The 12,438-nt window shown below is 67.2% G+C and carries 15 protein-coding genes; 13 read left to right on the top strand and 2 right to left on the bottom strand.

Going from position 1 to position 12,438, the window contains the following annotated elements; genetic code table 11:
• Positions 1 to 5: 5 nt before the first annotated feature.
• The 11 genes from CEP50_RS04590 (at position 6) to CEP50_RS04540 (ending at position 8,978) form a co-directional block, all read left to right on the top strand.
• Entirely contained in the window at positions 6 to 479 is a 474-nt protein-coding gene (locus tag CEP50_RS04590; RefSeq protein WP_106112667.1) for a hypothetical protein, read from the top strand.
• Between the two features lie 274 nt (positions 480 to 753).
• Entirely contained in the window at positions 754 to 1,533 is a 780-nt protein-coding gene (gene atpB / locus CEP50_RS04585; protein WP_106112666.1) for a F0F1 ATP synthase subunit A, read from the top strand.
• A gap of 55 nt (positions 1,534 to 1,588) precedes the next feature.
• Positions 1,589 to 1,846 carry an ATP F0F1 synthase subunit C gene (locus CEP50_RS04580; protein WP_106112665.1) on the top strand — a complete coding sequence of 86 codons (258 nt, stop codon included), beginning with the start codon at positions 1,589 to 1,591 and terminating at the stop codon, positions 1,844 to 1,846.
• Positions 1,847 to 1,879: 33 nt separating this feature from the next.
• Complete coding sequence (locus CEP50_RS04575) at positions 1,880 to 2,437, top strand: F0F1 ATP synthase subunit B (RefSeq protein WP_106112664.1); 558 nt, start codon at positions 1,880 to 1,882, stop codon at positions 2,435 to 2,437.
• Positions 2,438 to 2,508: 71 nt separating this feature from the next.
• Entirely contained in the window at positions 2,509 to 3,339 is an 831-nt protein-coding gene (locus CEP50_RS04570; RefSeq protein ID WP_106112663.1) for a F0F1 ATP synthase subunit delta, read from the top strand.
• A 76-nt stretch (positions 3,340 to 3,415) separates the two neighbouring features.
• The gene (gene atpA / locus CEP50_RS04565) at positions 3,416 to 5,071 is read left to right on the top strand and encodes a F0F1 ATP synthase subunit alpha (protein ID WP_106112662.1); all 1,656 of its coding nucleotides are present in this window, start codon (positions 3,416 to 3,418) and stop codon (positions 5,069 to 5,071) included.
• A 10-nt stretch (positions 5,072 to 5,081) separates the two neighbouring features.
• On the top strand, positions 5,082 to 6,005 hold the full coding sequence (locus CEP50_RS04560) for a F0F1 ATP synthase subunit gamma (protein WP_106112661.1): 924 nt from the start codon (positions 5,082 to 5,084) through the stop codon (positions 6,003 to 6,005).
• A gap of 1 nt (position 6,006) precedes the next feature.
• Positions 6,007 to 7,440, top strand: a complete 1,434-nt coding sequence (gene atpD / locus CEP50_RS04555) for a F0F1 ATP synthase subunit beta (RefSeq protein WP_106112660.1) — start codon at positions 6,007 to 6,009, stop codon at positions 7,438 to 7,440.
• A gap of 153 nt (positions 7,441 to 7,593) precedes the next feature.
• The gene (locus CEP50_RS04550) at positions 7,594 to 7,959 is read left to right on the top strand and encodes a F0F1 ATP synthase subunit epsilon (RefSeq protein WP_106112659.1); all 366 of its coding nucleotides are present in this window, start codon (positions 7,594 to 7,596) and stop codon (positions 7,957 to 7,959) included.
• 12 nt (positions 7,960 to 7,971) lie between these two features.
• The gene (locus CEP50_RS04545; RefSeq protein WP_106112658.1) at positions 7,972 to 8,424 is read left to right on the top strand and encodes a DUF2550 domain-containing protein; all 453 of its coding nucleotides are present in this window, start codon (positions 7,972 to 7,974) and stop codon (positions 8,422 to 8,424) included.
• 65 nt (positions 8,425 to 8,489) lie between these two features.
• Positions 8,490 to 8,978: a GNAT family N-acetyltransferase gene (locus CEP50_RS04540; RefSeq protein ID WP_106112657.1), complete on the top strand. Its 489-nt coding sequence runs from the start codon at positions 8,490 to 8,492 to the stop codon at positions 8,976 to 8,978.
• A 96-nt stretch (positions 8,979 to 9,074) separates the two neighbouring features.
• Here the strand turns inward: CEP50_RS04540 and CEP50_RS04535 are convergent, their stop codons facing one another.
• Positions 9,075 to 9,647: a cob(I)yrinic acid a,c-diamide adenosyltransferase gene (locus CEP50_RS04535; protein WP_106112737.1), complete on the bottom strand. Its 573-nt coding sequence runs from the start codon at positions 9,645 to 9,647 to the stop codon at positions 9,075 to 9,077.
• Positions 9,648 to 9,833: 186 nt separating this feature from the next.
• Between CEP50_RS04535 and murA the strand changes: the two genes are divergently transcribed.
• Together murA and CEP50_RS04525 are read left to right on the top strand one after the other, a co-directional pair.
• Positions 9,834 to 11,090: a UDP-N-acetylglucosamine 1-carboxyvinyltransferase gene (gene murA, locus CEP50_RS04530; RefSeq protein WP_106112656.1), complete on the top strand. Its 1,257-nt coding sequence runs from the start codon at positions 9,834 to 9,836 to the stop codon at positions 11,088 to 11,090.
• A gap of 396 nt (positions 11,091 to 11,486) precedes the next feature.
• Entirely contained in the window at positions 11,487 to 11,690 is a 204-nt protein-coding gene (locus tag CEP50_RS04525) for a DUF397 domain-containing protein (protein WP_106112655.1), read from the top strand.
• Positions 11,691 to 11,790: 100 nt separating this feature from the next.
• On the opposite strand, the gene CEP50_RS04520 is transcribed toward CEP50_RS04525, so the two are convergent.
• Complete coding sequence (locus CEP50_RS04520) at positions 11,791 to 12,246, bottom strand: Rieske (2Fe-2S) protein (protein WP_106112654.1); 456 nt, start codon at positions 12,244 to 12,246, stop codon at positions 11,791 to 11,793.
• Positions 12,247 to 12,438 lie beyond the last annotated feature (192 nt).

The following is a 12,438-nucleotide window of genomic DNA, read 5'->3' as shown; positions in this document are numbered from 1 at the left end:
AAGCGATGAGCGAGGCAACCGGAGCGGCCGAGGACGCCGCGCGCACCGCCGAGGTGAATCCACACGGCCGGGCCGTCCGTCGACTGGCCGATGCGATGTTGCGTACGGCGGCCTGGCCCGCGGTGGTGACCGTGCTGGTCAGCGTGGTCGTCGCCGCCTTCTGGGTCGGTGCCCAGGGGGCGCTGGGCGCGTTGATCGGCGGGGTGATCGCTTCGGCCTCCTCGTTGCTGACCCTGTGGTTGATGCGGATGACCTCGGACTCGCATCCCATGTTCGTGATGGTCGCCGCGCTGGGCGGCTACATCGGCAAGATGCTCGTGCTGTTCGCCGTGGTGACGTTGCTGCGGGTCTTCACCGCGGTGCACGTCCCCGCTGTGGCGATCGCCATACTCGCCACGGTGCTGGTGTGGACGTTTGCCGAGGTCAGGGCCTTCCGTCGGACCAGGATTCCGACGATCGCGTTAGCGAATGACTCCTGATGGAGTAGGGATCGAGCCCTGCCGGTGTGAAATGGTGGGTATACCCGTTTTGTTACCAAATGGTAGGGTCTGCCGCGCAGGAAGCTCGGGCCGTTGAGCCGAGGGGGTTCGCGCCGCGGTGTGGTTCCGATCGCCCGGCCGGACGTCGCCTGGCGGACCTCGCCCCGAGGGAGGGCCCCTACGTCCTCGATCGTGTATCAGGTACGTTGAGTGCAAATCGTGACGATTCCCCCGGTGGAGTTAGCTTCGCTCGGGAGAACCGGAAGGAGCCCAGTTGGGCGCGCTGGTGTTGAGCCAAGGCGGTACGTTCGATCCGCCCGGTGTCGATAGCTTTTTCCTCCCACCGATATTCGGTGGAGTCACCAAGCCGATCGTGCTCGTAGTGCTCTCGGCGGTCATCGTCGGTGCGTACTTCTTCTTTGCCACGCGCAACCTCAAGGTGGTGCCTGGCAGGGCGCAGTTCGCGGCGGAGTACATCTACGACTTCAGCAGGAACACGATCGCCAGGGACCAGATCGGGGCCAAGGACTTCCAGCGGTTCATCCCGTTGATCTTCGGGCTGTTCACGTTCATCCTGGTGAACAACATCTTCGGGATCGTCCCGTTGATCCAGTTCCCCACGATGGCCAAGATCGGGTTCCCGATCGCCCTGTTCATCATGGTCTACGTGGTGATCCACACGGTCGGGTTCAGACGCCACGGCTTCTTGGGCTACTTCAAGCACGTGATGTTCCCTCCGGGAGTGCCCAAGCCGGTCTACATCCTGCTGGCTCCGATCGAGTTCCTGCAGAAGTTCCTGTTCCAGCCGGTGGCGCTGGCCATCCGAGTCTTCGCGGCGATGTTCGCCGGACACCTCATCCTGCTGGTGTTCACGCTCGGGGGGCAGTACCTGCTGCTCGAGGCGAGTGCCCTGTTCAAGCCGGTTTCCATCATCAGCTTCGCCTTCGCGATCATCCTGACCTTCGCCGAGGCCTTGATTCAGGTCTTGCAGGCGTACATCTTCGCGGTGCTCAGCGCCAACTTCATCGGCGCCGCACTCGCGCAAGAGCACTGAGGGCAGATCGAGACCTCCGATCCGCGCAAGCGGACCGAGTTGAAAGGTAGTAACAGTGAGCAACATCGTTCTTGCACAGGCCGCGGAAACCGCCGCCAACATCAACCCGGGTCTCGCCGCCATCGGCTACGGTGTCGGTGCCGTCGGCCCCGGCATCGGCGTCGGCCTCATCTGGGCGTCGGTCATCAACGGCACCGCCCGCCAGCCGGAGGCCCAGGGCCAGCTGATGGGAATCGCCTGGATCTCCTTCGTGCTCGTCGAGGTGCTGGCGCTGATCGGTCTGGTTGTCTACTTCATCGCCTCCGCCGCTTGAGTTTGACGACTTGACGCGTTGGGAGAGGTCCTGATGAAGACACACGTGGTGCTGGCGGCGGAGGGGGAGCACAACCCGATCCTGCCGGAGCCTGCCGAGATCATCGTCGGTTTCGTCGCCTTCGCCCTGCTGCTTTTCGTCCTCCACCGGTACGCGGTTCCGCGCTTCGAGAAGCTCTACAAGGAACGCAGCGACCGGATCGAGGGCGGCATAGCCCGGGCGGAGGAGGCGCAGGCCGAAGCTCAGCGGACCCTGGAACAGTACAAGGCCCAGCTTGCCGAGGCCCGTGCCGAAGCCGCGCGCATCAGGGACGACGCCAGGGCCGAGGGGCAGCAGATCCTCGACGAGATGCGGTCGCAGGCCCAGGCCGAGAGCGACCGGATCATCAGTCAGGGACAGGCCCAGCTGGCCGCGCAGAAGGCGCAGGTCGTCGCCGAGCTGCGTGCCGATCTCGGTCGGCAGGCCGTGGATCTGGCCAGCAAGGTCGTCGGTGAGTCCCTCGAGAACGAGGAACGGACCCAACGCACCGTGGACCGCTTCCTCGACGAGCTGGAGTCCACCTCCGCACCGTCGACGTCGACCAGCAGCTGAACGGTTCGCACCGGTCGGCCTCAGGTCGAAGGGATTTCAGTGATGGGCCCAGGAGAGAAAGGCGTGCAGACTTGAGCACCCTCGTGAACGCCGCGAGTCGCGATGCACTGGCCGCCAGTGAGCTGCAGTTGTTGCAGGCCACTGACGGGGCCGGACCCGCGGAGATCACCGGGCTCGCCGACGAGTTGTTCGGGGTCGCCGCGCTGTTGCGCGGCGAGTCCGTTCTCCGGCGCGCTCTCGCCGACGCCGCCACCCCGGCGGAATCCAGGCAGAGCCTGGTTCGTGAGTTGCTGGGTGACCGTATCGGCGCCCGCTGCCTGCCGGTGGTGCTCGAAGCGGCTGGAGTTCGCTGGTCGCACCCGAGCGATCTGGTGCACGGCCTCGAACGGCTCGCCCGTATCGCGCTGCTGGTCCAGGCGGAACGGGCGGGCAGGCTGGACGCGGTGGAGGACGAGCTGTTCCGGCTGGGCCGCATCATCGGCGGTCAACCCGAGCTGGAGCGGTTGCTGTCGGATCCCACGGCCGATGCCGCCGGTAAGGGAGCCGTCATCGGACAGCTTGTTGGCGGCAAGGTCGAGGACGTGACCGAACGCCTGGTGCGGCAGTTGGTCGAAAGGTCGCCGGGCCGGCACCTCAGTGAGGCGCTGGAGGAACTGGCCGAGCTCTCCGCCAAGCGCAGGGAACGCTCGGTCGCCCACGTTCGTTCGGCGGTCGCGCTCAATGAGCAGCAACAGGAGCGGTTGGCCAACACGCTGCAGCGCATCTACGCACGACCGATCGCGGTACACCTGGAGGTGGACCCCGACATCGGTGGCGGACTGGTCATTCGGGTCGGTGAGGAAGTCATCGACGGCAGCACGTCCGGACGGCTGCAGGCATTGCGGCGCGACCTCTCCGACTGACGGGTGCGGGCGCACCCGCCGAACGGACGAGGCCGGACCCTTTTTCCACAGAACCAAGCGAGAGCAGGAACGAGACATGGCGGAGCTGACGATCTCGTCGGACGAGATCCGCAGTGCGATCGAGAAGTACGTCTCCAGCTACTCCCCCGAGGTCAGCCGCGAGGAGGTCGGGGTCGTCACGGACACCGGTGACGGCATCGCCCATGTCGAGGGTCTGCCTTCGGTCATGACCGAGGAACTGCTGGAGTTCCCCGGCGGCGTCTACGGCGTCGCGATGAACCTTGAGGCTCAGTCGATCGGTGCTGTCATCCTCGGTCAAGCCGACCAGATCGAGGAGGGCCAGGAGGTCAGGCGCACCGGCAAGGTGATGTCCGTGCCGGTCGGCGACAACTTCCTCGGCCGCGTGGTCAACCCGGTGGGCGAGCCCCTCGACGGCCTCGGTGACATCGAGCCGGAGACACAGCGTGAGCTGGAGTTGCAGGCCGCCTCGGTCGTGCAGCGCCAGGGCGTGAGCGAGCCGTTGCAGACCGGTATCAAGGCCATCGACTCGATGACGCCGATCGGTCGTGGCCAGCGGCAGCTGATCATCGGGGACCGCAAGACCGGCAAGACCACGATCGCCACTGACACGATCATCAACCAGAAGAGCAACTGGGACAGCGGCGACCCGAACAAGCAGGTGCGCTGCATCTACGTTGCCATCGGCCAGAAGGGCTCCACCATCGCGGGCACGCAGCGTGCCCTCGAGGAGGCCGGGGCGATGGAGTACACCACCATCGTGGCCGCTCCGGCGGCGGACTCGCCCGGTCTGAAGTGGCTGGCCCCCTACGCCGGTTCCGCCCTCGGCCAGCACTGGATGTGGCAGGGCAAGCACGTGCTCATCGTCTTCGACGACCTGACCAAGCAGGCCGAGGCCTACCGCGCCCTCTCGCTGCTGTTGCGGCGTCCCCCGGGGCGTGAGGCCTACCCGGGTGACGTCTTCTACCTGCACTCCCGCCTGTTGGAGCGTTGCGCGAAGCTCTCCGACGACCAGGGTGGCGGTTCGATGACCGGTCTTCCGATCATCGAGACCAAGGCCAACGACGTCTCGGCCTACATCCCCACCAACGTCATCTCCATCACCGACGGGCAGTGCTTCCTGCAGTCCGACCTGTTCAACTCCGGGCAGCGCCCCGCCATCGACGTCGGTACCTCGGTCTCCCGTGTCGGTGGTTCGGCCCAGATCAAGGCCATGAAGAGCGTCACCGGTTCGTTGAAGATCGAGCTGGCGCAGTACCGTGAGCTGGAGGCCTTCTCCGCGTTCGCCTCGGACCTGGACGCCGCCTCCAAGGCGCAGCTGGACCGCGGTGCCCGCCTGATGGAGGTCCTCAAGCAGGGCGAGGGAGTGCCGTTCCCCGTCGAGGAGGAGGTGATCTCGCTCTACCTGGGCACCAAGGGCCACCTGGACGACGTGCCCACCAACGACGTCCGTCGCTTCGAGTCGGAGTTCCTGGCGCACATGCGGCGCAACCAGAGCACCGTGCTCAAGGACATCGTCGAGAGCGGGAAGCTCTCCGACGACGGTACGCAGGCCATCGAGGACGCCGTCGCGGAGTTCAAGAAGCAGTTCACCACCTCCGAGGGCGGCACGGTGCTGCCGCAGCACGAGGAAGTGGGCACCGTCGGTGCCGACGAGGTCGAGCAGGAGACGGTGAAGGTCAACCGCCCCGCCTCCGGGGACAGCGAGAAGTGACCGGATAGCCATGGCACAGCTTCGCGAACTACGCAACCGCATCCGGTCGGTGCAGTCGACCCGGAAGATCACCAAGGCGCAGGAGCTCATCGCCACCTCGCGCATCATGAAGGCGCAGGCGAGGGTCGAGGCCTCCAGGCCGTACGCCGAGGAGATCACCAGGGTGCTGACCGCACTGGCCGATGCCAGTCCGCTCGATCACCCACTGCTGACCGAGCGGGACAACTCCAAGCGCTCCGCGGTGCTCGTGGTGACCAGTGATCGCGGTTTCTGCGGCGCCTACAACGCCAACGTGATCCGCGCGGCCGAGGAACTGCAGAACACGCTGCGGCAGCAGGGCAAGACCCCGTTGCTGTACGTGATCGGCCGCAAGGGTGAGGCGTACTATCGGTTCCGTAACCGGGAAATCACGCAGAGCTGGAGCGGTTTCACCGACCGCCCGGACTACGCCAACGCGGCGGAGGTGGGCGAGACCCTGGTGAAGGCGTTCATGCAGGGCACCGAGGAGGCCAAGCGGGAGGGCAGCACGGACGAGCACACGCTGGCCGTGGACGAGATCCATCTCGTGCACACCGAGTTCGTCTCGATGCTCTCCCAGAAGCCGGTCATCAGGCGGGTCGCTCCGCTGGAAGTGGAGTACACCGAGTCCGAGGGGCTGCGTCCGGCCTACGACTTCGAGCCGGACGCCGAGACCCTGTTCCGGGCACTGCTGCCGAAGTACATCAACACTCGCCTGTTCGCCGGACTGTTGGATTCGGCGGCGTCCGAGCACGCGGCACGCCGAACCGCGATGAAGTCGGCCACGGACAACGCGGACGAGATCGTGCAGAACCTCAGCCGCGAGGCCAACCGTGCTCGCCAGGCCCAGATCACCCAGGAAATCAGCGAGATCGTCGGCGGTGTCGAGGCGCTCTCGTCTGCGGGAAGTGAGTGACATGACTGCAACTGCCACTAGCACTGCTACTGGCACCGGTCGCGTCGTCCGGGTCCTCGGCCCGGTGGTGGACGTCGAGTTCCCCCGCGACCACGTGCCGGACCTGAACAACGCGCTGTCCGTGGAGATCACGGTCACGGGGATGAGCAACACCGTCACCCTGGAGGTGGCCCAGCACCTCGGTGACAACGTGGTACGTGCCATCTCGATGCAGCCCACCCAAGGCCTCGTACGCGGCGCCCCGGTCACCGACAGCGGAGCACCGATCTCCGTGCCCGTCGGTGACGAGGTCAAGGGACACGTGTTCAACGCGCTCGGCCACTGCCTGGACGAGCCGGGCCACGCCGCCGACGCGGAGCGGTGGAGCATCCACCGCAACCCGCCGTCCTTCGACCAGCTCGAGGGCAAGACCCAGATGCTGGAGACCGGCATCAAGGTCATCGACCTGCTCACGCCCTACGTGCAGGGCGGCAAGATCGGTCTCTTCGCCGGTGCCGGTGTGGGCAAGACGGTGCTCATCCAGGAGATGATCCGCCGTGTCGCCAGGAACTTCGGCGGCACCTCGGTCTTCGCCGGTGTGGGCGAGCGTACCCGTGAGGGCAACGACCTCTGGGTGGAGATGGCGGAGTCCGGCGCGCTGGACAACACCGCCCTCGTGTTCGGCCAGATGGACGAGCCGCCGGGGACCCGTATGCGGGTCGGGCTGTCGGCGTTGACGATGGCGGAGTACTTCCGCGACGTGCAGAACCAGGACGTGCTGCTGTTCGTCGACAACGTCTTCCGGTTCACCCAGGCCGGTCAGGAGGTCTCCACCCTGCTGGGCCGGATGCCCTCCGCCGTCGGTTACCAGCCGACGTTGGCCGACGAGATGGGTGCGCTGCAGGAGCGGATCACCTCCACGCGGGGGCGTTCGATCACCTCCATGCAGGCGGTCTACGTGCCCGCCGACGACTACACCGACCCGGCGCCGGCGACCACCTTCGCCCACCTGGACGCGACCACGGAGATGGCTCGTTCCATCGCGCAGAAGGGGATCTACCCGGCGGTGGACCCGCTGACGTCCACCTCCAACATCCTGGAGCCCAGGATCGTCGGCGAGGAGCACTACCGGGTCGCCCAGCAGGTCAAGCAGATCCTGCAGAAGTACAAGGAGCTGCAGGACATCATCGCCATCCTGGGTATGGACGAGCTGTCCGAGGAGGACAAGGTCACGGTCAACCGGGCCCGCCGGATCGAGCGTTACCTGTCGCAGAACTTCTTCGTCGCCAAGCAGTTCACCGGCCAGGAGGGCTCCTTCGTCCCCCTGAAGGAGACCATCGAGGCCTTCGACAAGCTCTGCAACGGCGAGTTCGACCACTACCCCGAGCAGGCGTTCCTGTCCATCGGTGGTCTCGAGGACCTGCAGCAGGCCTACGAGAAGTACACGCAGGAGTGATTTCGCCCGAAGCGGGTGGACACGGGTGCCGGAATTCGGCAAGGATTCCGGCACCCGCTTCAGTGGTGAACGCCGGTTCGCCCGTGTGCCGGAATTCGGACGTGCCCGATCCATCGGATAGACTACGACGACACACCGACAAAGGAGACACGCGTGGCCGAGATGTCCGTCGAGCTGGTCGCCGTGGAGCGCCGCTTGTGGTCCGGTAAGGCGACCAGCGTGGTGGCCCAGACGACCGAAGGTGTAATCGGCATTATGCCCAGGCACGAGCCGATGCTCGGCCAGCTGGTCGAGGGGGGTGTCGTCAAGATCTCGACGCCGGAGCACGAGACCGTCACGGCCGCCGTGCACGGCGGGTTCCTCTCGGTCTCCGACGGTGTGGTCAGCGTTCTCGCGGAGTCCGCCGAACTGGCCCAGGAGATCGACGTCGCCGCGGCGCGGCGCGATGCCGAGGGGGATGATGAACAGGCCAGGGTCCGTGCCCGGTCGCGACTGCGAGTGGCAGGGTACTCCGTCTGACACAGGTCGTCGATGAGCGCCTCGGTCGTGGTGATCGCCGCCCTGCTCGTGCTGGCAGTCGTCGCCGTGCTCCTCGTGCTCGGCGGCATGCTGCTCGCGCGTCGACGGCTGCGCAGGCTCCGGGCCGGGGGGATCGAGGTGGCTCTCCGGGTGCACCGGAGCGAACCCGGCCGGGGCTGGCATCTGGGAGTGGCCCGCTACCAGGGTGAGGAGTTCGTCTGGTACCGGGCACTGAGTCTGCGTTCCGGACCCGACTGGATACTCAACCGGAGCACCATAGCGATCACCGACCGACGTCGTCCCACCACGGCGGAGGCCTACACGATGCCCGCCGGATCTCTGGTGCTGCATCTCGGCAGACCGGAGGAGGACATCGAGGTGGCCATGGGAAGCGACGCGCTGACGGGTTTCCTGTCCTGGCTGGAGTCCTCCCCGCCGAGCAGTGTCGCCCCGTGGGCCCGATGACGGCGCACGCCCCGCCAACCGGTGTGCGGACGAGGGGGCCGTCGGGGCTTTTCTAGAATGATCGGGTGCGTATCGAGGCAGTCGCTTACGACCATCCGGATGCCGCCGACCTGATCGAGCAGGTGCAGCAGGAGTACGTCGTCCGCTACGGCGGACCGGACGTCACCCCGTTGAGTGCCTCCGAGTTCCTGCCGCCCCACGGGGTCTTCCTGCTGGGCTACCGCGACGGTTCTCCGGTGGCCACGGGAGGCTGGCGGGCACGGGACTCCGACGTGGTCGGGCTGGAGGACGGCGACGCCGAGATCAAACGGATGTACGTGGTGCCCGCGGCCCGGGGGCTCGGCTGCGCACGCGCGATACTGGGGGAACTGGAAAGGCGGGCCGCCCAGGCCGGACGCAAGCGCATGGTGTTGGAAACCGGTCTGCGCCAGCCCGAGGCGATCGGACTCTACGAGAGCGCCGGTTACCGCGAGATACCGAAGTTCGGGGTCTTCGCCGACGAACCGGACAGCAGGTGTTTCGCCAAGGAACTGGTGGATTCGACGTACTGGTGAACCCCGCCGGAGCGGCGACGGGAACACGGGCGCCGGTTTCCCGCGCGTCGTCGTGTCGCCGGGAAACCGCCCACGCGTGAGTCCGGCGGGCTCGACTCAGGAACGCTCACCCGGCCGCCAGAGCACGTCACCGTTCGGATTGGCGATCCGGGCGAGGATGAACAGCAGGTCGGACAGTCGGTTCAGGTACTTGGCCGGCAGCTCGTTGGTGTTGTCGGGGTCCTCGTCGATCAGCGCCCATGCCGAACGTTCGGCGCGTCGGGCGACACAACGCGCCTGGTGCAACAACGCTCCGCCAGGAGTCCCGCCGGGCAGGATGAACGAGTTCAGCTTCCCCAACCGCTCGTTGTACTCGTCGCACCAGCTTTCGAGCTGGTCGACGTAGTCCTGGGTCACCCGCAGCGGGGGGTACTCCGGAGCCTCGACCACCGGGGTGGCCAGGTCGGCACCGACGTCGAACAGGTCGTTCTGCACCGAACGCAGGACGTCGTGGACGTCGGCGTCGAGGTTCGCCGTGGCCAGGGCGACGCCGATCACCGAGTTCGTCTCGTCCACGTCGGCGTAGGCGCCGATCCTGGCGTCGGACTTGTGCACCACGGAGTTGTCCGACAGGCGAGTGGTCCCGCCGTCCCCGGTGCGGGTGTAGATCTTGGTCAGATGCACGCTCATGACCACAACCCTATGCCTCCTCCGTCGGCTCGCGGGGCGGTGTCGTGACGGTGAGCACGTCCGGTGTCTCCTTCCCGGGACTCCGGGGAGTGGGGCCCCGGCGGGGGCCGTGGTGCCGGAACCCGGAGGGCTCCCGACGAGCCCCACCCGGAGAGCAATCGCACCGCAGCCGTAACCTGGCTGTCCGTGAGTGAACATTTCCGGGTACACGGCGGCGCCCGTCTCGTCGGCGAGGTCGGCGTGGTCGGCGCGAAGAACAGCGTGTTGAAGTTGATGGCTGCCTCCCTGCTGACCGAGGGCACCACGACCATCACGAACTGCCCGGAGATCCTGGACGTCCCGTTGATGGCCGACGTGCTGCGCAGTCTCGGCTGCTCCGTCGAGATCGACGGAGCGACGACCACGATCACCACACCCTCCGAGATCAGCCACGAGGCGGTCTCCGCCCACATGGGCAGGCTGCGTGCCTCGGTGTGCGTGCTCGGGCCGCTGGTGGCCCGTTGTCGCCGGGCGGTGGTGACGCTGCCCGGTGGTGACGCCATCGGCTCCCGCCCGTTGGACATGCACCAGAGCGGGCTGCGTCAGCTGGGTGCTCACAGCCACATCGAGCACGGTGCCGTGGTGGCGGAGGCGGAGAACCTGCACGGGGCGCAGATCTGGCTGGACTTCCCGAGTGTCGGCGCCACCGAGAACATCCTGATGGCCTCGGTACTGGCCGACGGAACCACCGTCATCGACAACGCCGCGCGCGAGCCGGAGATCGTCGACCTGTGCGTGATGTTGCAGCAGATGGGGGCCAAGATCGAGGGGGCGGGGACCTCCACGCTGACCGTCCACGGGGTCTGCTCGCTCGAACCGGTGCGTCACCAGGTGATCGGCGACCGGATCGTCGCCGCCACCTGGGCGTTCGCCGCGGCGGCCACCCGGGGGGACGTGACGGTGCACGGGGTGGATCCGCAGCACGTCAATCTCGTGCTGGAGAAACTGCGCGGCGCGGGCGCCGAGATCTCCACCGGCGAGGACAACTTCCGGGTGGTGATGCGTGCGCGTCCCAGCGCGATCGACTACGTGACACTTCCCTACCCGGGGTTTCCCACCGATCTCCAACCGATGGCCCTGGCGCTGTCGGCCGTCGCCGACGGAACCTCGATGATCACCGAGAACCTCTTCGAGTCGCGGTTCCGCTTCATCGAGGAACTGGTCCGCATGGGGGCCGACGCGCGCACCGACGGTCACCACGCCGTGGTTCGGGGGCAGGAACGCCTGTCCAGCGCTCCCGTCTGGGCCTCGGACATCCGGGCCGGTGTGGGGCTTGTCCTGGCCGGGTTGTGCGCGGACGGTGTCACCGAGGTGTGGGATGTCTTCCACATCGATCGCGGCTACCCGGACTTCGTGGAGCAGCTGCGCGGGCTGGGAGCGGAGATCGAGCGCGTGTCCGACTGAGCGCTCCGGCGGTCTCCCCGCAGGTGGAGACGGCGTCCTCTTCGCCCGGATTCGGTGCGCCACACTTACGTGTGGTGCTCGACCGAACCCGTTGAGTGTGCGACCTCGTGTGGTTGATGATCACGAGGTGGCTGTCGCCGCCCCTCCGAAGGCGGTGAGGCGGGTGGGCACGGCGTACGGACCCCTGCCGTGCCCGGTGTTCCTCCGGAGCGCCCTCCTCGCCCGTGTTCTCCCGGGGTGGGACAACCACGTGGACGGACCCGAAGTCCCGCGAGTGTGCGCAGGCAACACCGTGTTCCCCGGCACGGCGTTCCTCCCCTCGGGCAAGCGGGTCCGCGGACGTTGCGGCGGTGCGGTCGCCGTGTCCGCACCGCCGCCGATCGTGAGGAGTGGAGTATGTCCCTGGACTGGTCCCAGACCACGTTTCGCAAGGCGAACGCCTCCAGCGTCGAGGGCACGGAGTGCGTGGAGGTGGCGCGTATAGGCGACACCTTCGGCGTGCGGAACTCGCGGGATCCGCACGGTCCCGTGCTCGAGTTCACGCGTGCCGAGATGGAGGCCTTCGCCGACGGAGTACGTCAGGGCGAATTCGGGATCTGAGGAGTCGTTTCCCGGCTGGGGAGGTCCGAAGGGAGTTCTCGGCGGACAGTGCCCGCGCGGTGTGCGGCCTCCCCACCGGCAAACCTCCCGGTGAGGTGTGTCAGGAACCGCCGGTGACGATCTCACCGGACTCGACGCGGACCGCCACGGACGGCAGTGGTTTCCGGGCCGGGCCGCTGACCACCTCGCCGGAGGCCGATTCGAACACCGAACCGTGGCAGGGACACCGCAGTTCGTTCCCCGCCGCGCGCACCGTGCACCGCATGTGGGTGCACACAGCGCTGTGTGCCGTCACCTCGTCCTCGTTCGGGCGACTCAGGGCGATCTTCTCCCCCTCCGGGCCGTCGACGACGAGTGAACCGCCCACCGGCACCTCCGTCAACGCGGCCAGCCGTTCCCCCTCCCGTGGGGTGTCGCCGTCCGAGGGGCGCTCCTCGGAGGTCAGTTCCGAACCCTGGTACGACCCGTCGGAACATCCGGACAGCATCGCGGCACCCACTCCGACTCCTCCCACGGCCAGGGCGTGTCGTCGGGTCACCGGTGGCTCGGCACTCATGATGTCCTCCCGGGCGGATCACGTGGTTGTTGGTTCGGGGTCCTGACGGTCGCAGGAACGGCCGGCCCGCGCCGGCTGTGGTGTTCCGCCCCGGATCGGGCCGGGCAGGTCGTTCCACCAGGACTCCGCATTCTCGGACAATACCGACACGGAAGTCTCCCGACGTTCGTTCGTGGCCGGTTCCGCCGGCCT

This window comes from Actinopolyspora mortivallis (assembly GCF_003001495.1).
GTDB classification, from domain to species: Bacteria; Actinomycetota; Actinomycetes; order Mycobacteriales; family Pseudonocardiaceae; genus Actinopolyspora; species Actinopolyspora mortivallis_A.
Note: the sequence above shows the minus strand (reverse complement) of the source record. Positions and strands in the feature narration are given on the sequence as shown.

Excerpts from the sequence above, each read along its gene's own strand:
- CEP50_RS04590 (WP_106112667.1), top strand. The coding sequence starts at position 6 with ATGAGCGAGGCAACCGGAGCGGCCGAGGACGCCGCGCGCACCGCCGAG.
- CEP50_RS04575 (WP_106112664.1), top strand. The coding sequence starts at position 1,880 with ATGAAGACACACGTGGTGCTGGCGGCGGAGGGGGAGCACAACCCGATC.
- atpA (WP_106112662.1), top strand. The coding sequence starts at position 3,416 with ATGGCGGAGCTGACGATCTCGTCGGACGAGATCCGCAGTGCGATCGAG.
- CEP50_RS04560 (WP_106112661.1), top strand. The coding sequence starts at position 5,082 with ATGGCACAGCTTCGCGAACTACGCAACCGCATCCGGTCGGTGCAGTCG.
- atpD (WP_106112660.1), top strand. The coding sequence starts at position 6,007 with ATGACTGCAACTGCCACTAGCACTGCTACTGGCACCGGTCGCGTCGTC.
- CEP50_RS04545 (WP_106112658.1), top strand. The coding sequence starts at position 7,972 with ATGAGCGCCTCGGTCGTGGTGATCGCCGCCCTGCTCGTGCTGGCAGTC.
- CEP50_RS04535 (WP_106112737.1), bottom strand. The coding sequence starts at position 9,647 with ATGAGCGTGCATCTGACCAAGATCTACACCCGCACCGGGGACGGCGGG.
- CEP50_RS04525 (WP_106112655.1), top strand. The coding sequence starts at position 11,487 with ATGTCCCTGGACTGGTCCCAGACCACGTTTCGCAAGGCGAACGCCTCC.
- CEP50_RS04520 (WP_106112654.1), bottom strand. The coding sequence starts at position 12,246 with ATGAGTGCCGAGCCACCGGTGACCCGACGACACGCCCTGGCCGTGGGA.